Source organism: Streptomyces sp. NPDC006529, assembly GCF_040611795.1.
Lineage (GTDB): Bacteria > Actinomycetota > Actinomycetes > Streptomycetales > Streptomycetaceae > Streptomyces.
The window spans coordinates 52,957-75,765 of record NZ_JBEXPB010000009.1; the positions used below are offsets into that span (position 1 = coordinate 52,957).

The following is a 22,809-nucleotide window of genomic DNA, read 5'->3' on the forward strand; positions in this document are numbered from 1 at the left end:
GGCTTATGATCGGCGGTCACATCGCACGCGGGAGGAGCCGGACATGGAAACGCGCACGGGCATGAAGACGATCGGGCTGATCGGCGGGATGAGCTGGGAGTCCACCGCCGAGTACTACCGGATCCTGAACGAGCGGACGCGCGAGCGGCTCGGCGGGCTGCACTCCGCCCCGTGCCTGATCCACTCCATGGACTTCGTCGAGATCGAACGGTTGCAGACCCAGGGCCGCTGGGCCGAGGCCGGTGACCTACTGGCCGACGCGGCCCGGTCGTTGCGGGCGGCCGGCGCCGATCTGCTCCTCATCTGCACCAACACCATGCACAAGGTCGCGGACTCCGTCGAGGCCGCGACCCCGCTCCCCCTGCTCCACATCGCGGACGCGACCGCGGACGCCGTCCGCGCCGCCGGGCTCGGCCGGGTGGGGCTGCTCGGCACCGCCTTCACCATGGAGGAGGACTTCTACCGGGGCCGCCTCGCCGCCCGCGAACTCGACGTCCTCGTCCCCGACGCCGAGGGGCGCGCCCTCGTGCACCGGGTGATCTACGAGGAACTGTGCCGGGGCGTCGTGCGCGAAGCCTCGCGGGCCGCCTACCGCCGGGTCGTCGAAGACCTCGTCGCCCGCGGCGCCGAGGGCGTCGTCCTCGGATGCACCGAGATCGAACTCCTCATCGGCTCCGGCGACAGCTCCGTGCCGCTCTTCCCCACCGCCCGCCTGCACGCCGAGGCGGCCGTCGACGCGGCCCTCGCGGGAGTCCTGGCGGGGCCCGCCGCGCGGCCCGGAGGTGGGGCAGGATGACGGGATGTACACGATGACGGGCCTGGTGACGAGGGCGCGCCCGCTGGTCGCCGCGGGCCGGCGGCGGATCCTCGGGATCGCCGGGCCGCCGGGGGCCGGGAAGTCGACCCTGGCCGCCCGGCTCGCCGAGGCGCTCGGGCCGGACGCGGCCGTGGTCGTCCCGATGGACGGCTTCCACCTCGCCCAGGGCGAACTGGAGCGGCTCGGGCTCGCCGACCGCAAGGGCGCTCCGGACACCTTCGACGTCGCCGGGTACGTCGCCCTGCTGCGCCGACTGCGCGCACCCGGCGAAGCCACCGTGTACGCGCCCGCCTTCGACCGCGGCCTGGAGCAGCCGATCGCGGGCAGCGTGCCCGTCGCGGCGTCCGTACCGCTGGTGATCACCGAGGGAAACTACCTGCTGCACGACGCGGGCGGCTGGGGGTCCGTACGGCCCCTGCTGGACGAGGCCTGGTACCTGGCGCCCGACGAGGCGCTGCGCGTGGGGCGCCTGGTCGACCGGCACGTGCGACACGGCAGGGATCCGGCGCAGGCGCGTGCCTGGGTGCTCCGCTCGGACGAGGCGAACGCGCGGCTCGTCGCCCTTGGCCGCGACCGCGCGGATCTCGTACTGGACCCGGGCTGACGCTGCCCGGCCGACCGCACCGCGGCCACGGGCTCAGTACACGAGCTTGTAGCTCACGTCCTTCGGGACGGGGCCCGGTGAGGTGTCGGTGTAGAGGAGCCGGATCGTGGTGAAGCGCCGGATGTCGGGGTGGTCCGGCCAGGCCTGCGGATCGCTCAGGGTCACGGTGACGGGGTAGGCGCGGAAACGGCCGGCGGCGCAGTACGGGCGGCAGTCGTTCACCATGTCGGTGCCGGTGGCCGTCGCCGTCTTGGACCCCCAGCTGTCCCAGCGGAGCGAGACGAGGCGGTTGTTGCCGTCCCCGCAGGCCAGGAGGTACTCCTGGGGGCGCATCCGGGCCTGTGAGAAGCAGTCGACGACCACGACGGGGTCCGGGGGATCCAGGCGCGGGGCCGACAGCGTGCCGCCGGGGCGGGCCGACGGCGCTGCGCCGGGGTGGGCGGAGGCCGGGATCACCGCGGCCGTCACGGCCGCCGCCGTGCACAGCAGGGTGGCCGTCCACATCCCGTGCCGGGAGGCCCGTGCCGCGCGACCGACTGCGGAAACGTTCACGCCCACGCCCTCCTCGCCGCTCTGCTCAGCGCTCTGCTCAGCGCCCTGCTCACCGCTCACCTCAGCTTCCCCCATGGGCGCGGGCCGCGCACCCGCTGGCGGGGTCACGGGCGCAGCAGGGCGCAGACGAAGTCCTCCTGGACCTCCCGGACGCGGGCCAGCAGGCCGGGGCTGACGGTGAGGGAGGTCTGGGTGGTGATCGAGAAGGTGAGCGAGCGCCGGCCGTCCGCGGTGGCCGCGACCAGTTGCGTGTACCCGGCCGTGTTGCCGGTGTGCCCGTACACCGCTCCGCAGCGCGTGGTGTACCGGTAGATCGCCAGGCCCGCGTCGTTTCGGCCGGGGCCGGGGGGCTGGGACGCCGCGCCGGGGAGGAACGTGAACTGCCGGCGCCGGGTGGGCTCCGGGACGAGCGCGCCGCCCGCGTAGCCCCGGATGAACGCGGTCAGGTCCTTCGGCGTCGAGACGATGCCCCCGGCCGCCCAGGCGCCCGAGGCGCTCACGGCCTCGCTGACGTCGACGGGGCCTTCCTGCGGGTCGATCTGGTAACCGTGGAGGAAGGGCTCGGGCAGCCGGTAGCCCTGGGGCAGGCTCGTGGACTCCATGCCCAGCGGCGCGTAGACGAGTTCGCGCAGCAGCTCCTCGTACCGGCGGCCGGTGGCGGCCTCGGCCATGAGGGCGACGGCGATGTTGTCGGAGTTGGAGTACTGGTAGCGGCTGCCCGGCCGGAACGCGAGGTCCTGGTCGGAGACGAAGTCCAGCAGGTGCCGCGACTCGAAGTGGTGGCGCGGGTCCGCGGAGATGGTGCCGATGAACTCCGGGGACGCGGAGTAGTCGGGCAACCCGCTGGTGTGGTTCAGCAGTTGACGCAGGGTCACCTCGCGCCACGCGGCGGGCTGTCCGGGCAGTACCTCACCGATCGTGGTCTCCAGGCGCAGCCGTCCGCGGTCGACGAGCCGCAGGGCCACCGCTCCGGTGAACGCCTTGGCGACGCTCGCGATGCGCATGTGGTCCGTCGCCCTCGGCGGACGGCCGCTGTCGATGTCGGCCACGCCCGCCCGGTAGACCCGCGTACGGTCGCCGTCGCGCAGGACCGCGATGACCCCGGGGGGCCCGTCGGTCCTGTTCACCAGCTCCCGCAGCTCCTGGTGGAGGGAGGTGCCCGGCGGCGGGTTGCGGTCCGCTCCGGCCTGTGCGGACTGCACCGAGGTGGCGAGCACGGCGCCGCACACGGCGACGGCCGCGGCGAGGCGCAGCGACGAGCGGATCCGGCGTGCGGGGCCGTACGGGCGTCGGGACACGGAGGTACCTCCCGGGGAAGACGAGCGCGGTGGCCCACCATGGCAGCAGGCCCGCCGTCGCCGGCGGCGACACGTCCGCGCACCGCCCGGCCGTGGCCCGTCCGGCCCCCGGCGGCCGGCCCTGGCGGCCGTCCGTGGCGCACCGAGCCGCCGCGCTCCCCCGCACTCCCCCGCACTCCCCGCGATCAGATGTACATGTTCTTCTCGTCGTAGGAGGGCCCGTAGTAGCGCTCCAGCTCTTCCAGCGGCTCTTCCGCCCGCTCCAGGCTCTTCGAGATGCGGGCCCGGGAGGGGGCGGCGTCGGGGTTCCAGGTCTCCGGCTTCCACAGGGCGGAGCGCACGAAGGCCCGGGAGCAGTGGAAGTAGGCCTGCTCGACCTCGACGAGGAGGGCGAGCGAGGGGCGGTGGCCCTTGACGGTCAGGTCGTCGAAGAACGGCGCGTCGCGCAGCAGCCGCGCCCGGCCGTTGATCCGGAGGGTGTCGCCGCGGCCCGGGATCAGGAAGAGCAGACCGACGTGCGGGTTGGTGAGGACGTTGAGATAGCTGTCCGCGCGGCGGTTGCCGGGGCGGTCGGGGATCACGAGGGTGGTGTCGTCGAGGACCTTGGCGAAGCCGGCCGGGTCACCCTTGGGCGAGACGTCGCAGGTTCCGTCGGCGGCGGAGGTGGAGATCAGGCAGAGCGGGGACCGCGCGAGCCACTGCCTGTGGTGGTCGTGGAGGGTCTGGCGGTCCTTGGCGAGGGCGGTGGGGGTGGGTTCGCCGAGCAGTTCGCGCAGCTCCTCCTCGGTGCCGATCTCCTCGTACGCCTCTGTGTTCACTGCCCGCCCCCGTCTGGTCGCGCGGCCGGACCGCCGCCTCGCCGCGACTATGCCACGGACCTCCGGAGGGTGGCCCCGGATGGTGACGGCGATCACCCGGCGCGACGGCCGCCGGGGGCGGGCGGGGGCTCAGGCGCCCGCGGTACGGGGGGTGTTGCCGTAGTAGGCGTCCGGTCCGTGCTTGCGGGTGAAGTGGCGGTCCAGCAGGTGCTGCGGCGGTTCGGAGGCTTCCCCGAGGCGGGACCCGAGCGCCAGGGTGTGCAGCGCCATCTCCGCCACGGCCTCGCAGACGATGGCGTTCTCCAGCGCCGCCTTCGCGGTGGCGCCCCAGGTGAAGGGGCCGTGCCGGGAGACCAGCGCGCCGGGGACCTCGTCGGCCCGCCGGGGGTCGCCGTCGAGCCGGGCGACGATCACCTGACCGGTGTTGTACTCGTAGTCCCGCGCGCACTGTTCGGCGGTGAGGTCCGCCGTGACGGGGACGGGTCCGTTGAAGGTGTCGGCGTGCGTCGTGCCGAGCACCGGGATGGGCCGGCGCGCCTGGGCGAAGGCGACGGCGTGCGTCGAGTGCGTGTGGGTGACGCCGCCGATGGCGGGGAAGGCCCGGTAGAGGCACCGGTGGGTCTCGGTGTCGGTGGAGGGCCGCAGGTGCCCGTCGACCACCCGCCCGTCCTCCAGCGCCACGACCACCAGGTCCTCCTCGGTGAGGTCGGCGTAGGAGACCCCCGAGGGCTTGATGACGAAGACGCCCGCGTCCCGGTCGACTCCGCTGACGTTTCCCCAGGTGAGGGTGGCCAGGCCGGCCTCCGGGATGCGCAGGTTGGCCGCGAGGACCTCGCGCCGGAGGTCCTTGAGGTTGTACTCGCTCACTGCGCTCTCACCGTCTCTACGACGTGCGCGGCGGCTTCACGGGCCCTGCGTGCCGCAGGGCCCGCACTCGCGCACGAGTGGGCTGGACCGATCGGGTGGGGCCGTGCGGGCCCGGGGTGGGACGACCGCAGGCTGACCCCCAAGGAATTGTGAGCGTTAACAAGGACAGATCTCAAGAGCCAGACGAAATTTTTCGCCCACGAAAGCCGTGAGCCGCTGCATAATGTGAGCGCCCACATCATCCGTCCCGTCTCCGCCCGCAGCTGTTCCCCGGGCCGGTCCCGGGCGTGTCCGGGCGGCGGCCGGTTCGGTACCGTGAGGGAAGGCCGCCCGACGAGGAAAGGCAGAGAGTTGACCCAGCTCCCGGACGTCACGCGCGCGCCCACGATGACGGATGTCGCGCGCGTCGCCGGCGTGTCCCACCAGACCGTTTCACGGGTGCTCAGCGACCACCCGAACGTCAGCGCCAAGACCCGGGCCGCCGTGACGCAGGTCATCGAGCAACTGGGCTACCGGCGCAACTCGGCGGCCCGGGCCCTGGCCACGCGGCGTACCCACACGCTCGGCGTCATCGCGGTGAACACCACCCTCCACGGGCCCGCCAGCACCCTGACCGGGGTACAGGAGGCGGCCCGGAACCGCGGCTACCTGACCTCCGCCGTCACCCTGCGGACCGCCACCCGGACGGCCCTCGCCGAAGCCATGCAGCACCTCGCCGCGTGGGGCGTGGAGGGCATCGTCGCCGTCACCCCCCAGCGCGAGGCGGTACGGGCCCTGGCGGCGCTCGAAGCGCCGTGCCCGGTGGTCACCGTGGAGGGCGGCCACACCCTGGACCTGCCGGGGGTGTCACTGGACCAGGAGCTCGGCGCCCGCATGATCACGGACCACCTCCTCGCCTCGGGCCACGCCACCGTGTGGCACGTCGCGGGCCCTGCCGACTGGTTGGAGAGCGAGGGCCGCACCCGCGGGTGGGAGAACGCCCTGCGGGAGGCCGGCGCCGAGGTGCCGCCGCTGCTGCGCGGCGACTGGAGTCCGCTGTCGGGCTACCAGGCAGGTCAGCAGCTCGCGGGGCGGTTCCTGGCGTCGCGCGGGGCGGCCGCGGGCCTCACGGCGGTGTTCGTCGCCAACGACCAGATGGCCCTCGGTGTCCTGCGGGCCCTGCGGGAAGCGGGCCTGCGCACTCCGGAGGACGTGGCGGTCGCCGGTTTCGACGACATTCCCGAGGCGGAGTTCTTCCCGCCCCCGCTGACGACCATCCGTCAGGACTTCGCCTCGCTCGGCCGCGACAGCATCGGGCTGCTCCTGGACCACATCGAGGGCCGCACCGACGAAGCGACGCACCTGGTGGTGGCGCCCGAGCTGATCGTGCGCGCCAGCACGGCCCGCAGGAGCCTCCCCCGGGGCGAATGACCCTGCCCCGTCCGGCAAGCGCCGGCCCCGCCCGGCAAACGGGCGGGGCGCCGACCGCGCGTGCGGTCGGCGCCCCTGCGTCCCGGCCCTGGTGGATGCCCTACGCGGCCACCGTGCTGAAGCCGTGGATCGTGGTGGAGCGGTACACCTCGCCCGGGCGCAGGAGGACCGCCGGGTAGTCGGGGCGGTTCGGGGAGTCGGGGAAGTGCTGGGTCTCCAGCGCGACTCCCGCGTAGGCGCGGTACGCCCCGCCCCCCTTACCCGTGATGTCACCGGTCAGGCCCTGGGCGGTGTAGACCTGGAGGCCCGGCTCCGTGGTGTGCACCTCCATGCGGCGGCCGGAGGCGGGGGCGTACAGTACGGCGGCCTTGCGGGGGCGGATCCGCCGGGCTGCGTCGAGGACCCAGTTGTGGTCGAACCCGCCTCCGGCCAGCGCCAGTTGCGCGTCCGTCTCGGTCAGGACGTCGCTGAGCCGCCGGGGCCGGCGGAGGTCGAACGGGGTCCCGCTGACCGGGCGGTGGGCTCCGTCGGGGATCAACTCCGCGTCCACGGGGGTGTAGAGGGGCGCCTCCACCTGGAGCTGGTGGGACAGGACGTTGCCGCGCCCCTCCCCTTCGAGGTTCCAGTAGCTGTGGTGGGTGAGGTTGACGATCGTCGGCGCGTCGGCGACCGCCTGGTACGACAGCGTCAGGTTGTCCTGCCGGTCCAGCGTGTAGGTGACGCGGACGTTCAGGGCGCCGGGGAACCCCTGGTCGCCGTCGGGGCTGTGAAGGAACAGGCGGACACCGGTGCGGTGCGCGGAGTGGAAGGGCTCGCACCGCCAGAGGCGCTGGTCGAAGCCGTCGGGGCCGCCGTGCAGCGTGTGCCCGCTGCGCTGGGTGGCGAGCCGGTGGGTGACGCCGTCGATGACGAGCCGGCCGTGCGCGATGCGGTTGGCGTACCGGCCCACCGTCGCGCCGAAGTAGCGGGCGGGGCCCTCGAAGGCGGCAGGATCGCGGGGTGCGAGCACCACGTCGGCGGTGTGCCCCCAGCGGTCCGGCACGGTCAGGGAGAGGAGCCGGGCGCCGCGCGTGTGCACCTGCGCGCAGGCCCGGCCGGGGAAGCCGAACCGCCAGGTGTCCCCCGTCCCGTCCGCGACCGCGCGCGGGGCGCGGCCCGGCCGCGGACGGGTGGCGGTCTCCGCGGGCTCGGCGGGCTCCGCGGGCTCCGGTTCGGCGGGCTCCGCGGGCTCCGGCTCGGCGGCCCGGGCGGCGGGTTCGTGTACGTGGTCCATGGCGGTTTTTCCTGGAGGTAGGTCCACCGGAGGGCGTGCCCGGGGCGGGCTGGGGCGCGGCGGCACACGGACGCGGTGGTACGGGCTGACGGGCGCGGGAGGCCCCGGAGTTCAGTCGGCGGCGGGGCGGCGTCCGCTCATCAAGCGCTGGAGGACGATGAACACGAGCAGCAGGGCGCCGATGACGATCCGGGTCCACCAGGAGCTGAGCGTGCCCTGGAAGTTGACGACGGTCTGGATCGTGCCGAGGACGAGCACGCCGAGCGCCGTGCCCAGGACGAAGCCGGATCCGCCGGTCAGCAGGGTGCCGCCGATCACGGTGGCGGCGATCGCGTCGAGTTCCATGCCCATCGCGTGGAGGGCGTAGCCGGAGAGCATGTAGAAGGTCAGCAGCAGGCCGCCGAGTGCGGAGCACAGACCGCTGACGGCGTACACCGCGATCTTGGTGGAGCCCGCCGGGAGGCCCATCAGGCGCGCCGAGGATTCGTTGCCGCCCAGCGCGTACACGGTGCGGCCGAAGCGCGTGTGGTGCAGGACGACGAAGGCGGCCAGCAGCACGGCCAGGGCGATGACCACCGGGATGGAGACGAACAGTCCCCCGGGGCCGTACAACCGGGTCTGCGCGATGGCGGTCGTGGTGGGGTCGTTGATGGTGATGGATTCGGTGCTGATGGTGTAGCAGAGCCCGCGGGCCAGGAACATGCCGGCCAGGGTGACGATGAACGGCTGGATCTCGAAGGTGTGGATGATCCAGCCCATGAGCGCCCCGCTGGTGGCGCCGACCAGCAGGACCAGGGGGACGACCGTGACCAGGGGCCAGCCGTGCGACTCGACCAGCCAGGCCGTGATCATGGTCGACAGGGCCACCATGGAACCGACGGACAGGTCGATGCCGCCGGTGAGGATGACGAAGGTCGCGCCGACCGCGACGACCAGCAGGAAGCCGTTGTCGATCAGCAGGTTGAGGACGACCTGCGTGGAGAGGAAGCCCTCGTAGCGCACCGATCCGACGCCGAACATGACGACCAGCAGGACGGCGGTGACGATCAGGGGGATCCGGGTGCGGGTGCGCGGGGACACGGCCGCGAAGGGGCGCGTGAGATGCGCGGCGGCGCTCGCGATGCCGGTGCTCATGCGCGTACCTCCTGCTGCTGCGGGGCGGCGCCCGCCGTGGTGTGGGAACGGTCGGTGGTCGTCCGGCGGCGGCGCAGGGCCTTGGCCCGGAAGACCGGGGACTGTACGAGGCAGACGACGATGACGACGAAGGCCTTGAAGACGAGGGTGGTCTCGGGCGGGACGCCGAGGGTGTAGACCGTCGTGGACAGGGTCTGGATGATCAGGGCCCCGAGGACGGTGCCCCCGAGGGAGAAGCGGCCGCCGGTCAGGGCGGTGCCGCCGACGACGACGGCGAGGATGGCGTCGAGTTCGATCCACAGTCCCGCGTTGTTGCCGTCGGCGCTGGAGACGTTGGAGCTGATCATCAGCCCGGCGACGGCTGCGCACAGCGCGCTGAAGACGTAGACCAGGGCGAGCAGGCCGCCGGCGCGGATGCCGACGAGGCGGCTGGCGGCCGGGTTGCCGCCCACGGACTCGATCAGCATGCCGAGTGCGCTGCGGCGGGTGACGAAGGCGGTGAGCGCGACGAGGACGGCGGCCAGCAGGACGGCGAAGGGGAAGGTCAGCCAGTAGCCGCCGCCGATCATCTTGTAGGGGGCGCTGGTCACCGTGACGATCTGGCCGTCGGTGATCAGCTGGGCCACGCCGCGGCCCGCCACCATGAGGATCAGGGTGGCCACGATGGGCTGCACGCCGAGCCCCGACACCAGGAAGCCGTTGGCGAGCCCCAGGACGAGGGCGACGCCGAGCGCGAGGGCGACGGCCGTCATGACGGTGGTGACGCTGCCGGGGTGCGCGGCGGTGGAGAGGTGGCCGCAGGCGAGGGCGCCGGCGATGGCGACGGTGGAGCCCACCGAGAGGTCGATGCCCCGGGTGGCGATGACGAGGGTCATGCCGAGCGCCACCAGGGTCAGGGGCGCGCCGAACTGGAGGATGTCGACGAGGCTGCCGTAGAGGTGGCCGTCGCGTACGCGGACGGCGAAGAAGTCGTGGTGGAACGCGAGGTTGCCGAGGAGCAGGGCGAGCAGGATGAGCGCGGGCCACAGCAGGCGGTGGCCGGCCAGTCGCCTCCCGATTCCGCCGCGCGCCGTGGTCCTGGCGGGCTGGGTGGTCATGAGTCCGCTCCCGTGGCGATGGTCGTGAGGAGGCGTTCGGGGGTGACGCTGTCGTCATTGGTGAGGGTGGCCACCATGCGGTGGTCGCGGAGCACGGCGATGCGGTGGCTCAGCCGCAGGACCTCTTCGAGTTCCGCCGAGATGAACAGCACGGCGGTGCCCTCGGCGGCCAGCCGGGCCACGAGCTTCTGGATCTCCGCCTTGGCCCCGATGTCGATGCCGCGGGTGGGTTCGTCGAGGATCAGGAGCCGGGGCTCGGTCAGCAGCCACCGTGCGAGGAGCACCTTCTGCTGGTTGCCGCCGCTGAGGTGGCGCACCTGCGCCTCCGGGTCGGTGGGGCGGATGTCCAGCGCCTCGATCCAGTGCCGCGCCAGTTCGTCCTGGGTGGCGCGGGCCAGCGGCCGGGTCCAGCCGCGGGCGGCCTGGAGGGCGAGGACGATGTTCTCGCGGACCGTGAGCTCGCCCACCAGCCCCTCGGACTTGCGGTTCTCGGAGCAGAAGGCGATGCCCCGGGCGATGGCGTGCCGGGGGGTGCGCAGGAGGACTTTCCTGCCCTCGATGCTGATGTCTCCGGCGTCGGCGCTGTCCGCGCCGAACAGGAGGCGCGCGACTTCGGTGCGCCCCGATCCCAGCAGGCCGGCCAGTCCGATGACCTCGCCGGCGTGGATGTCGAGGTCGTACGGTTCGATCGAGCCGGTACGGGTCAGTTGGCGGGCCCGCAGGAACGGCTCGCCGTCCGCCCGTTCGACCGCGGTGGCGCGGGCGCGGTCCGACAGCTGGTCGAGGGTGGCCAGTTCACCGCCGATCATGCGCTGTACGAGCGTCACCGGCGTGAGTTCGCCGATGGGGTACTCGCCTTCCAGGCGGCCGTTGCGCAGGACGGTGACCCGGTCGCAAAGGTCGAACACCTGGTCCAGGAAGTGCGTGACGAAGAGGATGGCCACCCCGCGGTCGCGCAGGCGCCTCACCAGGGTGAAGAGCTGGGCGACCTCCTCGCGGTCCAGGCTGGAGGTGGGTTCGTCCAGTACGAGCACCTTCGCCGAGACGTCCACCGCCCGGACGATGGCGACCAGTTGCTGCACCGCGAGGGAGTGCGAGCCGAGCAGGCTGGTGACGTCCAGGTCGAGGTCGAGTTCCGTCAGCAGCTCCGCCGCCCGCCGCCGCGCGGCGGACCAGTGGACGAGGCCGAACCGGCGCGGTTCGCGTCCGATGAGGATGTTCTCCGCGACCGAGATGTTCGCGCAGAGGTTGACCTCCTGGTAGACGGTGCTGATGCCGGCCTGCTGCGCCTGGAGCGGGTCGGCGAAGGCCTGGGGCCGGCCGTCGACGAGGAGGGTGCCGCCGTCGGCGGGGTGGACGCCGGTGAGCACCTTGATCAAGGTGGACTTCCCGGCGCCGTTCTCGCCCATCAGGGCGTGCACCTCGCCGGGGAAGAGCCGCAGCGCGACTCCGTCGAGGGCGAGCACGCCCGGGAACTGCTTGCGGATGCCCTGGGCTTCCAGGACCGGCCGCGGGCCGTCGGCGTCCGCGGGCCGCGGGGTGGACGGGGATGCCATCCGCCCTCCTCTCGTGGGTGGGGTGGTGGAGCGGGCTCCGGAGGGCGGAGGGAGGCACCTGAGCGGGCCTCATCCGGCGCCGGAACCTGCCGTGTCAGTAGTTCCGGGTCGGCAGCGCGGCGGCGGCCTTGTCCTGGGTGAAGACGCCTTCCTGCGTCTCGACGCGGGCCGGCACGCTCTCCCCCGCCGCGACCTTCTTGGCCAGCTCCATGAGCTGGTCGCCGAGCAGCGGGTTGCACTCCACCACGACGTTGATCTTGCCCTCGGTCATCGCGACGAAGGCGTCCTTGACCCCGTCCACCGAGATCACCTTGATGTCCGTCCCGGGCTTCTTGCCGGACTCCTCGATGGCCTGGATGGCGCCGAGGGCCATGTCGTCGTTGTGGGCGTAGAGGACGTCGATGTCCTTCTGGGACTTCAGGAAGGCCTGCATGACCTCCTTGCCCTTGGCGCGGGTGAAGTCGCCCGTCTGCGAAGCGACGATCTTGAACTTGCCGTCGGCGCGGATGGCGTCGGCGAAGCCGGCCTTGCGGTCGTTCGCGGGGGCGGAGCCCGTGGTGCCCTGGAGCTCGACGATGTTGACCGGGCCCTGCTGGTTGGCGTAGGCGCCGGTCAGCCATTCGCCCGCGGACTTGCCCTCCTTGACGAAGTCGGAGCCCAGGAAGGACTTGTAGAGGGAGGTGTCCTTGGTGTCGACGGCGCGGTCGGTGAGGATGACCGGGATGCCCGCGTCCTTCGCCTCCTTCAGCACGGTGTCCCAGCCGGACTCCACGACCGGCGAGAAGGCGATGACGTCCACCTTCTGCTGGATGAAGGTGCGGATCGCCTTGATCTGGTTCTCCTGCTTCTGCTGCGCGTCGGAGAACTTGAGGGTGATCCCGGCCTTCTTCGCCGCGTCCTGGACGGACTTGGTGTTGGCGGTGCGCCAGCCGCTCTCCGCGCCGACCTGGGCGAAGCCCAGCGTGATCGGGCCGTGGCCGCCCGCCTTGGCCGACGGGGAGGAGCCGGAGGCGGGGCCCTCGGTCGAGCACGCGGTCAGCGCGGAGGAGGCGAGGAGGGTGGCGGTGAGGACGAGAACTGCTCTGCGAGCCATGTCGGGTGTCCTTTCGGGGTGTGTGGAAGGGGTGGTGGCGCGGGGCCCGGGTGCCGGGCGGTGTCACGCCCCGGCGTGGCGCGCCGGGGGGGGGTGCGGGGCGGCGCGGCGTGGCGTTCCACGGCGTGACGGGACGTGTCGCATCCCGTCGTGTCGCCGTGGTGTGCCGTGCCGCGCTGAGCCATGTCGTGCCGTGTCGTGCCGTGCCGTGCCGTGTCGCGTCGCCGCGGAGCCGCCGGAGTTCGGATGGGGATCCACGGGAGGTGGGTTTCGGTCCCCTGTGGAGGGGGCGCCGTCGCATTGTGAGCGCTAACAAGCCTGGTTCTCAACCCCCTTGCGCGCGTTACCTGTCTGTTACCGCGTCGAGCGTGGCCGGGGACGGGGCCCGGCCGCTCGCCGTTCGCCCACCCGCGCGCCCCGCCGGACCTCCCCCTGCGTCGCGCCGACCGGCACCCGACCCCGGTTGTGCGACGTATACGAAAGCCGCCGCGGGAGAGACGGCGGGAGGTGACCGGCCCGCACCCCTTGCCTCACGCCATTGTTAGCGCTCACAATACGGTGGACCCCCGGTCGGCCCCAGGATCACGGGGCGGCGACCGCCTCCGCCCGTCGGCCCGTCCGGCACCCCGCGGCTCCTTCGAAAGGCACTCCGTTGACGTCACCCCGCCCCCTCGCGCCCACCCCGCACTCCGAGCCCTCGGAGCAGTACACGGTCGGCGTCGACTTCGGCACGCTGTCGGGCCGCGCCGTGGTGGTGCGGGTGCGCGACGGTGAGGAACTGGCCGCGGCGGTCCACCCCTACCGGCACGGCGTCATCGACCGGCAGCTGCCCGGCAGCGGTGCGCAGCTGCCCCCGGACTGGGCCCTGCAGCACCCCGAGGACTGGCGGGACGTCCTGCGTCACGCCGTCCCGGACGCCGTGTCGGGGGCCGGGATCGATCCGGCCGACGTGATCGGCATCGCCACCGACTTCACCGCGTGCACCGTCCTGCCCGCGCTGGCCGACGGGACTCCCCTCGCCGAGACGGAGCTCGCCGGACGGCCGCACGCCTGGCCCAAGCTGTGGAAGCACCATGCGGCCCAGTCGCACGCCGACCGCATCAACGAACTCGCCCACGCGCGCGGCGAGAAGTGGATCGCCCGCTACGGCGGCCGGATCTCCGCCGAGTGGCAGTTCGCGAAGGCCCTCCAGGTACTGGAGGAGGACCCGCTCGTCTACGACACCTGCGCGCGGTGGATCGAGGCCGCCGACTGGATCGTGTGGCAGCTCACCGGCACCGAGTCCCGCAACGCCTGCACCGCCGGATACAAGGGCATCCACCAGGACGGCGCCTACCCGAGCGAGGAGTACCTGGCCGCGCTGAACCCGGCGTTCGCCGACTTCGCGCACACGCGCCTCGCGTTCCCGCTCTCCGCCCTGGGCTCGCGCGTGGGTTCGCTCACCGCCGAGGCGGCCGCCTGGACGGGGCTGCGCCCGGGCATCGCCGTGGCCGCGGGCAACGTCGACGCCCACGTCACCGCGGCGGCGGCCCAGGCCGTCGAGGACGGGCAGCTGCTCGCCATCATGGGCACCTCCACCTGCCACGTCGTGAACGCCCCGGTCCTCGCCGACGTTCCCGGCATCTGCGGCGTCGTGGCCGGCGGCATCGTCGAGGGAACCTACGGCTACGAGGCCGGCCAGAGCGCCGTCGGCGACATCTTCGCCTGGGTACTGGACCAGGGGGTTCCGGCGGACTACCTTGCCGAGGCCGCCGAGCACGGCGAGGACCTGCACGCCCTGTTGACCCGCAAGGCCGCCGGCCAGCCCGTCGGCGGACACGGGCTGGTCGCACTCGACTGGCTGAACGGCAACCGTTCGGTCCTCGTCGACCACCACCTCTCCGGGGTCGTCGTCGGCCTCACCCTCGCGACCCGCCCCGAGGACCTCTACCGCGCGCTGATCGAAGCCACCGCGTTCGGCACCCGCGTCATCGTGGAGACCCTGGAGAGCGGCGGGGTGCCGGTCCACGAGTTCATCGTGGCCGGCGGACTCGCCAAGAACGAGCTGCTGATGCAGATCTACGCCGACGTGCTGCGCCGCCCCGTCTTCCTCGCCGCGTCCGAACAGGGCCCCGCGCTCGGGTCGGCCATCCACGCCGCCGTAGCCGCCGGAGCCCACGCCGACGTCCGCACGGCCACCGCGTCCATGGGCCGCCGGGGCGCCGCCGTGTACCGGCCCGACGCCTCGCGGGCCGATGCGTACGACGCCCTCTTCGCCGAATACCGGCTCCTGCACGACCACTTCGCCGACGGCGGTCTGCTGCACCGCCTGCGCGCCGTGCGCGACGCGGCCCGCACCGCGGGCTGAACGCGCCCCGCCCTTCGTCCCCGCCGCCCCAACCGCCCGCCGCCTCACGGCCGTCGCGGGATCCGACCTTCAGGAGTCCATGTGTCCAGCCCCACCCTGCCCACCCGGGAGATCTGGTTCCTCACCGGCAGCCAAGGCCTCTACGGGGAGGAGACGCTGCAGCAGGTCGCCGACCAGTCGCGGCGGATCGCCGGCACGCTGGCCGAAGCCCCCGGGCTGCCCGCGCGCGTGGTGTGGAAGCCCGTACTGACCGAGGCCGACGCGATCCGCCGGATCTGCCTCGACGCGAACGCCGACGACCGGTGCGTCGGCGTCATCGCCTGGATGCACACCTTCTCCCCCGCCAAGATGTGGATCGCCGGACTCGACGCGCTGCGCAAGCCGTTGCTCCACCTCCACACCCAGTCGAACGTGGCCCTGCCCTGGGACACCATCGACATGGACTTCATGAACCTCAACCAAGCCGCCCACGGCGACCGGGAGTTCGGGCACATCCAGGCCCGGCTCGGCGTGCCCCGCAAGACCGTGGCGGGCCACGTCACCGATCCGGTGACGACCGCGCGCGTCGCGGTCTGGGCGCGGGCGGCCGCCGCACGGTCCGAACTGGCCGCCCTCAAGGTCGCCCGCTTCGGCGACAACATGCGCGACGTCGCCGTCACCGAGGGCGACAAGGTCGAGGCCCAGCTGCGGTTCGGCGTCTCCGTCAACACCTACGGCGTCAACGACCTCGTGGAGGTCGTCGACGGCGCGGACGAGACCGAGGTGACGGCCCTCGTCAAGGAGTACGAGGACTCCTACCGGCTGGCGCCGGAGCTGCGCGCCGGAGGCGAGCGGCACGACGCGCTGCGCTACGCGGCCCGCATCGAGGCCGGTCTGCGCACCTTCCTGGAGGCGGGCGGCTTCCGGGCCTTCACCACCAACTTCGAGGACCTGGGCGGCCTGCGCCAGCTCCCGGGCCTCGCGGTCCAGCGGCTCATGGCCCAGGGGTACGGTTTCGGCGGCGAGGGCGACTGGAAGACCGCCGTGCTGCTGCGCGCCCTCAAGGTCGCCGCGGCCGGCCTGCCCGGCGGCACCTCCTTCATGGAGGACTACACCTACGACCTGACGCCCGGCAGCGAACTGATCCTCGGCGCGCACATGCTGGAGGTCTGCCCCACCCTCGCGTCCGCCCGGCCCAGCTGCGAGATCCACCCCCTCGGCATCGGCGGCCGGGAGGACCCGGTGCGCCTGGTGTTCGACGCCGCCCCCGGCCCGGCCGTGGTGGTCGGCCTCGCCGACCTCGGCGACCGGTTCCGGCTGGTCGCCAACGACATCGACGTGGTGGCGCCCCCGCACCCGCTGCCCGCCCTGCCCGTCGCCCGCGCGGTCTGGCGGCCGCACCCCGACCTGCGGACGTCCACGGAGTCCTGGCTGACGGCGGGCGGGCCGCACCACACCGTCCTCAGCACGGCCCTCACCTCCGACCACCTCGACGACCTGGCGGAGATGCTGCGCCTGGAACTGCTCCTCATCGACGGGAGCACCACCCCGAAGCAGTTCCGGCGCGACCTGCGGTGGAACCAGGCGTACCACCGGCTGGCACAGGGCCTGTGATCCGGTGTCCGCGGTCGGTCCGTGCCCCTCAGGGGGCACGGCGCCCGGTCAGATGAAGCGCCAGAGGTGGTCGCCGGTGCCGTTGTCGTCCCACAGGACGCCCTGGGCTCCCGCGGCGGTGGAGGCACCGGCGACACCGAGGACGCGGCCGCCCTCGGCGCACTGGATCCTGAAGGTGTCGCCGCCGCCGTGACGCAGGCGCCACCGGTGGTCGGCGGCGCCGTTGTCCGCCCACTGCACGACGCGGGCGCCGTTGGTGGTGGCGCCGTTCTCCACGGCGAGGACCTTGCCGCTGTGGGAGTTGCGCAGGCGCAGCCACCCGCCGGTGTCGACCACCGCCGTCCAGAGGTGGTCGGCGGTGCCGTTGTCGTCCCACTGGACGGCGAGGCCTCCGTCGGCCGTGGACATGTCCCGCACGCCGAGGACCTTGCCGCTGGCGACGTTCTGGATGCGCCGGGCGCCGTCGGGGACGAACTGCCACTGGCCGGAGGCGGCGCCGGTGTCGGGGACCTGTACGGCGGCGGCGCCGTTCGCGGTGGAGCCGCCCGCGATGCCGAGCAGCTTGCCGGTGTGGACGTTGCGCAGGGCGTGGTAGCCGTTGCCCGCGTCGACGACGGTCCACCGGTGGTCGGCGGTGCCGGTGTCGGACCACTGGAGGACCGGCGCGTTGTCGGCGGTCGACATGTCCCGCACGCCGAGGACCTTGCCGCTGTTGAGGTTGCGCAGCCGCAGCGCGCCGCCGTCGGCGACCAGGACCCAGTTGTGGTCGGCGGTGCCGGAGTCGCTCCACTGGAGGGCGAGGGCCCCGTCGGCGGTGGACATGTCCCGGATGCCGAGGACGAGTCCGCTGGCCGCGTTGACGAGCCGGAAGCCGGCGCTGTCGGTCCGCCAGTACACGGTGTAGTTGAAGCCCTGGGCGTCGTGGAACGGGCCCAGATCGACCTTCGTGCCGTTGGCGGTGGCCGTGAAGGCGAGGGCGGTGCCACTGGTCCGGGTGACCGAGGACGGGTCCAGGGCCGGCAGGGCGGACAGCGCGGCGCTGCCGTAGTTGCCGGCGAGGACGGCGGGGCCGTAGGTGACCGCCGCGACGCCGGGGTTGTCGTTGGCGGGCTGGAGGGCCACGCGCATGGGGAGCTTCACGGTGACGGTGTCGCCCGAGGCCCAGGACCGGGTGAGGGTGGCGTAGGTGCCCGGGTCGGCCGTGACGCTCTGGGCGACGCCGTTGACGCTGACGACGGCGCGCGAGGTCCATCCGGGGATGCGGACGCGCAGGGACCAGGTCCCGCCGACGCTGCCGGTGACCTTGAGCGTCGTGGTGTCGTCGGCCGGGTACGCGGTGGTCTGGGTCACCGTGATGCCCCGCTGGGTCCAGTCCAGGACGGAGGGGAGGAAGAGGTTCACGGTGAGCGTGGTGCCGTCGTGGAAGTAGACGGAATCCATCAGCTTGGTGTGTGACTCGATGCCCGTCCCCTGGCAGCACCAGAACGTGCCGTAGTCGGTGCTCCAGGTGCCGCCGCCCCACGCCGGTCCCACGCCGCGGCGGCCGCCCGGGTTGAGGGGGGTGAAGTAGGTGACGTGGCCGTGCGGGTCGGCCGGGTTCTGGGCGCCGACGACATGGTTGATCAGCGTCTTCTCGTAGAAGTCGAAGTAGGCCGCCCGGTCGGGGGCGAGCTGCCACAACTCGCGGGTCAGCTTCAGCATGTTGTAGGAGTTGCAGAGCTCGCAGGTGTCCTGTACGAGGTGGCCGGCGAGGGCGTTCGGGGCCCGGAAGTGCTCCGCCTGGCTGTTGCCGCCGATGGCGTAGGTGTGGGCCGTGGTGGTGATCGTCCAGGCGTTGGCGGCGATGTCGCGGTAGCGGGTCGTCCCGGTGGCCTTGTACGTGCGGACGGCGCCGATCCACTTGGGCACCTGGGTGTTGGCGTGCAGGCCGTCCAGCCGGTCCTGGTTCGCGGCGAGCGGGTCGAAGACCGCGGCGTGGTCGAACCGCTGGGCGGTGGTCAGCCAGCGGGCGTCGCCGGTCTGCTGGTAGAGGTCCGCGAGCACCTCGTTCATGCCGCCGAACTCGACGCCCAGGCAGGCCTGCATGGTGGCGCGGCTGAGCGGTGCGGTGCGCCGGTCGACCCAGCCGGCGAGCGCGAGGAGCACGTCGCGCGCCTGGGTGCTGCCGATGAGGCGCCACACGTCGAGCAGACCGGCCATGGTCTTGTGGACGCAGTAGTAGGGAACGTTGCCGTTGTTCAGCGTCCCTGCTTCGAGAGCGGTGAAGTCCTTCTCGGGAAAGCCCGACAGGTAGCCGGCCGAGAAGCCCGCGGTGGCGTTGTTGGCCTGGCACTTGGCGAGCTCGGCCACCATGCGTTCGGCCTTGTCCCGGCAGCTGGTGTCCCCGACCGCGGCATAGGCCTGCGCCCATGCCGTGAGGAAGTGGCCCTGCACGTGGGTGCGGAAGGGGAACGCCGGGTCGTCCCAGCCTCCGGTCGGAGCCGCGGCGTTGGTGGAAAGTCGGTGGTTGGAGCGGAAGTTGTACAGGAGGCGGTCGACGTCGACGAAGCGGAGGTAGGCCAGGGTGCGGTTCTGATTGTCGAGCCACCGGCTGCCGGTGAGCCGGACCTGGCCCAGGTCGAACGGGAGCGTCGACACTCCGACGTCGGACCTGAGCGGGGGCGTCTGCGCCGCGGCGGCGGCGGAGGCCGGCGCGGAGCCGAGGGCGGGTCCGGCGGCAGCGGCCACGGCCGCGGCGCCGGTCGCCTTGATCACGGCGCGGCGGCTGAAGGGGTGGGTCGGCATGGCGGGCTCCATGGTCCGTGAGGGAGGACGGGTGCGGGGGAAGGAGGCGGTGGCCCGGGGGGCGGGCTGGGCAGGCGACAGGTTGCCTGCCCAGCCCGCCCCCCGGGGCGGTTCAGCTCTTGCCGGACAGGCGCCAGACCTGGTTCTTCTTGGTGGCCAGGGCACTGGCGGGGTCACAGGTCCACTGGTGGACCAGTGCTCCGGCGGCGGTGGAGATCCCGCTGACGTCCACGCACTTGCCGCTGTGCACCGCGACGAGCTGGTAGTCGTTGGCGGCGGCCTGCCGCAGCGTGAACTGCTGGCTCGTGCCGCCGTGGCAGGTCCACTGGTGGACCGCCGCGCCGTCGGCGGTGGAGACGCCGCGGACGTCAAGGCACTTGCCGCTGTGGCGGTTCACCAGGGAGTAGGTGTCCGCCACCCCTGTCACCGGGCGGAAGTCGAACCGCTGTTCCTCACCGGCGCCGCAGGTGTACTGCCGGTACTGGGCGCCGTCGGCGGTGCCCTGGTCCGGGTCGTCCAGGCAGTACCCGCTGTGCTGTGCGACGACGGTTGACGAGAAGGCGGGCCGACTGCCGGAGAACTGCCACCAGTCCACGTTGAACAGGAACCCGCTGCCACCGGCGAAGCGCAGGTACAGATCGTGCGTCCCGGTCGCGCCGGTGACGGGGCACGAGACCGTGCTCCAGGTCTGCCAGCCTCCGGTGCCCGCCGCAGTGCACGTCCCGACCGTCGGCCCGGTGGGACTGTCCAGGTGCAGCTCGATGCGGCCGCCGCTGGTGTTCGAGGCCGTCCTGGCCGTGAACGAGCCGGCCCCGGCGCCGAATGCCGCGCCCTTGACCTTGATGTAGTCGCCGTTCTCGATCCAGCTGACGTTCATCCCGCCCTCGCTGGAGGGTTCGGTTTCGATGCCGCTGCCCCAGGCGATGGTCTCGGCTTCCTGGCGGACGTAGGGATCGAGCGTGCCGGTCTGCGGCGCTCCGGCCGTCGTCATGTTGATCGTGGGAATGGTGCCGTCGGCGTTGTAGCTGAATTTCTCCACCGCGACCGACCGGGTGAATCCGCCGCCGCCCGGCAGCGCGCCGTTGTGGTAGAAGAAGTACGAGCCGCCGTTGAAGTCGACGACACCGGCGTGGTTGGTGAAACTGCCGCCCTGCGAGGGCATGATGGCGCCGCGATACGTCCACGGTCCGGTCGGGCCGGGCGAGGTGGAGTAGGCGATGAACTCGGAGCAGCATTTCGCCGCGAACACCATGTAGTACAGGCCGTTGCGCTTGTGGAACCACGGGCCTTCCTCGTACAGGGTGGGCCGGTTCGCGTCTCCCGTGCGGGTGCCGAACCCCGCGGTCGTCAGCGGGATCTGTGCCGGGCTGCCGGAGTACGAGATCATGTCGGCGTTGAGCCGCACGTACCACAGATTCGGATTGCCGTAATAGAGGTAGGCCTGGCCGTCGTCGTCGATGAAGACGGTGGGATCGATTTCGGAGTTCTGGATCAGTGGACCGCCGATCGCGTCGTGGAACGGCCCGATCGGGCTGTCCGAGACCCCGACTCCGATGGCCTGCGATCCGTTGGACATGCGCACCGGCACGTACCAGTAGAACTTTCCGTTGCGCTGGACGACCTGTCCCGCCCAGGCGTCCGAGCCGGCCCAGCTGAAGGTCGCCAGGCTCATCGGCGAGCCGTGATCGGTCCAGTTCACCATGTCCGACGAGGACGACACCCGCCAATCGCGCATGGTGAAGGACGTCGGCGCGGCATTGTCCTCATCGTGTCCGGTGTACAGGTAGACCCGGCCGTTGTAGACCAGCGGCGCCGGGTCGGCGGTGTAGATGTGCTGCACGACCGGGTTGTCCGCCCGGGCGGCGGCCGGAAGGAACGCCAGCATGCACAGAAGGCTCATCGCCAGGACGAGGACGCGTTTCGACGACCGCTGACGTGCGAATGTCACGGTGGGGGCCCTCATTCTCATCGGTAGCCGGCGGCGGCGATATTCGCCTGGACCGCGTTTTCGGTCGCGTCCGACGGGTAGCCCGCGACCATGGCGCCCTCGTAGAAGGTGCCCGCGCTGTCGTTGATGTTGCCGACCTCGGGTGAGCAGCAATCGCCGCCGCTCCCCAGGACGATGGCGCCCTGCTTCCGCATCGGGCTGTATACGTTGGGCTCGTTGGGAAGCGCGCCGTCCCAGAGGGTGGTCAGGCTTCGGGCCTGGGCATCGCTGCCCTTGAGCGCGAATCTCGACGTCCCGTTGTTCTTCAGTGTCGCCGTGACGAACTTGCCGGTGAATGCCTGCTGGTTGGGGTTCCACGTGCTGCCGCCACCGGGGAACAGGCCCCATTCGAGGTCGGCCTGCACCCAGGGTCCGGTTCCGGTGCAGCGGCCGAACCAGCAGTTCGTCCCGAAGTAGATGGCGTCCATGGCGCCCGGTCCGTCGGCCTTGCGGGTGGTTTCGCTGTTGCCGTAGTCGAAGCAGCAGCCGTTGTTGACGTGCGTACCGCTGGTGACCATGTACATCCCCTCGGGTGCGCTGCCCGTCGGGACACCCGTCAGGTGGCCGTCACGCCAGTAGCTGGTCCCGGGGTTGATGTAGAGCGAGTAGGCCTTGCTGCCGCCGACCGTCAGCGATTCGGTGGTCGCCACGGCCGGGCGGGTCTGCGGTGAGCCGGGGACCACGCTGGAGCCCTGGTACCACAGGTCGTTGCCACGCCCGGACTGGTCGAACACGGCCGTGATGACACACGTGGTGTTCGCGCAGAAGGAGTCCTGGGCCGCCGCGTTGGCGACGCCGCCAGGGGTCAGTACGCCGATGTTGCGGGTCGCGTTGTCCGAGCGCCTGACCTGGTACAGGTCTCCGTCGTAGGCGTTGTAGAGGGCGCGCGTCGTGCTGTGCGCCGCCACGCAGGGCGTACCCCCCGCGCCGTAGATGTCGCACGGGCCGGAGCCGGTGCTCCCGTCCACCCGGACGAGTTGCCACTGCTGGTTGGCGCCGCCCCAGTCGCTGTACTGCACGACCTTGCCGCCGTCGCCGGTCGCCGCGTTCTGGACCTCGACCGCCTTGTTGCTGTTGCGGTTGATCAGCCGGACGTAGCCGCTGTCGGAGTCGGCCAGCCGGAACTGCTGGTTGGCGCCGCCGTGGTCGCTCCATTGGTGGATGGCGGCGCCGTCGGCCGCCGACCAGCCGGACACGTCGATCATCTTGCCCGAGTGCCGCGCCTTGAGGCGGTAGTAGCCGTCGCCGGAATCCACGAACTGGAACTGCTGGTTGGGGGCGTTGGTACGGGTCCACTGGACGACGTCGGCGCCGTCGGCGGTGGAAGAGTTGTAGACGTCGAGGGCCTTGCCGCTGTTGTGGTTCACCAGGACGTACCAGCCGGTGGTGTCCACCGCGGCGGCCGCGGCCGGCGTCGTGGCCACGGTGAGCAGCCACCCCGCGATCGCCATGGCGGCCGCGGCGGCCACCCCCGACCGCCATCGCCGACGCCACCTTGTGGCGTGCGCAAACCCAACCGACATAGCGACTTCCTTCCATTCGGACGCCGAGGACACCCGCATACGGACAATGGCCCGGA

The 22,809-nt window shown here is 72.2% G+C and carries 17 protein-coding genes; 5 read left to right on the plus strand and 12 right to left on the minus strand.

Annotation, left to right across the window (positions count from 1 at the left end; translation table 11 throughout):
- Positions 1-61 precede the first annotated feature (61 nt).
- Both ABZY31_RS09980 and ABZY31_RS09985 read left to right on the plus strand, forming a co-directional pair.
- Positions 62-796, plus strand: a complete 735-nt coding sequence (locus ABZY31_RS09980; RefSeq protein ID WP_356407282.1) for an aspartate/glutamate racemase family protein — start codon at positions 62-64, stop codon at positions 794-796.
- A gap of 4 nt (positions 797-800) precedes the next feature.
- Positions 801-1,421, plus strand: a complete 621-nt coding sequence (locus tag ABZY31_RS09985) for a nucleoside/nucleotide kinase family protein (RefSeq protein ID WP_356406944.1) — start codon at positions 801-803, stop codon at positions 1,419-1,421.
- 33 nt (positions 1,422-1,454) lie between these two features.
- Here the strand turns inward: ABZY31_RS09985 and ABZY31_RS09990 are convergent, their stop codons facing one another.
- The 4 genes from ABZY31_RS09990 to araD form a co-directional block, all read right to left on the minus strand.
- Positions 1,455-1,973 (minus strand): hypothetical protein, encoded by a 519-nt coding sequence (locus tag ABZY31_RS09990; RefSeq protein WP_356406947.1) that lies wholly within the window; start codon positions 1,971-1,973, stop codon positions 1,455-1,457.
- 104 nt (positions 1,974-2,077) lie between these two features.
- Positions 2,078-3,271: a serine hydrolase domain-containing protein gene (locus tag ABZY31_RS09995; protein WP_356406950.1), complete on the minus strand. Its 1,194-nt coding sequence runs from the start codon at positions 3,269-3,271 to the stop codon at positions 2,078-2,080.
- A 185-nt stretch (positions 3,272-3,456) separates the two neighbouring features.
- A complete protein-coding gene (locus ABZY31_RS10000; RefSeq protein ID WP_356406953.1) occupies positions 3,457-4,089 on the minus strand; it encodes a pyridoxamine 5'-phosphate oxidase family protein in 633 nt (210 codons plus the stop codon).
- Between the two features lie 129 nt (positions 4,090-4,218).
- Entirely contained in the window at positions 4,219-4,956 is a 738-nt protein-coding gene (gene araD, locus ABZY31_RS10005) for an L-ribulose-5-phosphate 4-epimerase AraD (RefSeq protein ID WP_356406956.1), read from the minus strand.
- 351 nt (positions 4,957-5,307) lie between these two features.
- Here araD and ABZY31_RS10010 point away from each other — a divergent pair, with 351 nt between their 5' ends.
- A complete protein-coding gene (locus ABZY31_RS10010) occupies positions 5,308-6,366 on the plus strand; it encodes a LacI family DNA-binding transcriptional regulator (RefSeq protein WP_356406959.1) in 1,059 nt (352 codons plus the stop codon).
- Between the two features lie 100 nt (positions 6,367-6,466).
- Here ABZY31_RS10010 and ABZY31_RS10015 read toward each other — a convergent pair whose 3' ends face one another.
- The 5 genes from ABZY31_RS10015 to ABZY31_RS10035 form a co-directional block, all read right to left on the minus strand.
- On the minus strand, positions 6,467-7,639 hold the full coding sequence (locus ABZY31_RS10015; protein WP_356406962.1) for an aldose epimerase family protein: 1,173 nt from the start codon (positions 7,637-7,639) through the stop codon (positions 6,467-6,469).
- Between the two features lie 111 nt (positions 7,640-7,750).
- On the minus strand, positions 7,751-8,773 hold the full coding sequence (gene yjfF, locus ABZY31_RS10020; protein ID WP_356406965.1) for a galactofuranose ABC transporter, permease protein YjfF: 1,023 nt from the start codon (positions 8,771-8,773) through the stop codon (positions 7,751-7,753).
- A complete protein-coding gene (locus ABZY31_RS10025) occupies positions 8,770-9,870 on the minus strand; it encodes an ABC transporter permease (RefSeq protein WP_356406968.1) in 1,101 nt (366 codons plus the stop codon). Before ABZY31_RS10025 ends, yjfF begins: the two co-directional genes overlap by 4 nt.
- Positions 9,867-11,426: a sugar ABC transporter ATP-binding protein gene (locus ABZY31_RS10030; protein ID WP_356406970.1), complete on the minus strand. Its 1,560-nt coding sequence runs from the start codon at positions 11,424-11,426 to the stop codon at positions 9,867-9,869. Before ABZY31_RS10030 ends, ABZY31_RS10025 begins: the two co-directional genes overlap by 4 nt.
- A gap of 94 nt (positions 11,427-11,520) precedes the next feature.
- Positions 11,521-12,519, minus strand: a complete 999-nt coding sequence (locus ABZY31_RS10035) for an ABC transporter substrate-binding protein (RefSeq protein WP_356406973.1) — start codon at positions 12,517-12,519, stop codon at positions 11,521-11,523.
- Positions 12,520-13,171: 652 nt separating this feature from the next.
- On the opposite strand from ABZY31_RS10035, the gene araB reads away from it, so the two are divergent.
- Both araB and araA read left to right on the plus strand, forming a co-directional pair.
- Positions 13,172-14,866 (plus strand): ribulokinase, encoded by a 1,695-nt coding sequence (gene araB, locus ABZY31_RS10040; protein ID WP_356406976.1) that lies wholly within the window; start codon positions 13,172-13,174, stop codon positions 14,864-14,866.
- Between the two features lie 81 nt (positions 14,867-14,947).
- Positions 14,948-16,459 carry an L-arabinose isomerase gene (gene araA / locus ABZY31_RS10045; RefSeq protein WP_356406979.1) on the plus strand — a complete coding sequence of 504 codons (1,512 nt, stop codon included), beginning with the start codon at positions 14,948-14,950 and terminating at the stop codon, positions 16,457-16,459.
- 48 nt (positions 16,460-16,507) lie between these two features.
- Here araA and ABZY31_RS10050 read toward each other — a convergent pair whose 3' ends face one another.
- The 3 genes from ABZY31_RS10050 to ABZY31_RS10060 form a co-directional block, all read right to left on the minus strand.
- A complete protein-coding gene (locus ABZY31_RS10050) occupies positions 16,508-19,243 on the minus strand; it encodes a beta-L-arabinofuranosidase domain-containing protein (protein WP_356406982.1) in 2,736 nt (911 codons plus the stop codon).
- A gap of 112 nt (positions 19,244-19,355) precedes the next feature.
- On the minus strand, positions 19,356-21,191 hold the full coding sequence (locus tag ABZY31_RS10055) for a family 43 glycosylhydrolase (protein WP_356406985.1): 1,836 nt from the start codon (positions 21,189-21,191) through the stop codon (positions 19,356-19,358).
- A gap of 17 nt (positions 21,192-21,208) precedes the next feature.
- Positions 21,209-22,681: an arabinofuranosidase catalytic domain-containing protein gene (locus ABZY31_RS10060; protein ID WP_356407285.1), complete on the minus strand. Its 1,473-nt coding sequence runs from the start codon at positions 22,679-22,681 to the stop codon at positions 21,209-21,211.
- Positions 22,682-22,809: the final 128 nt, after the last annotated feature.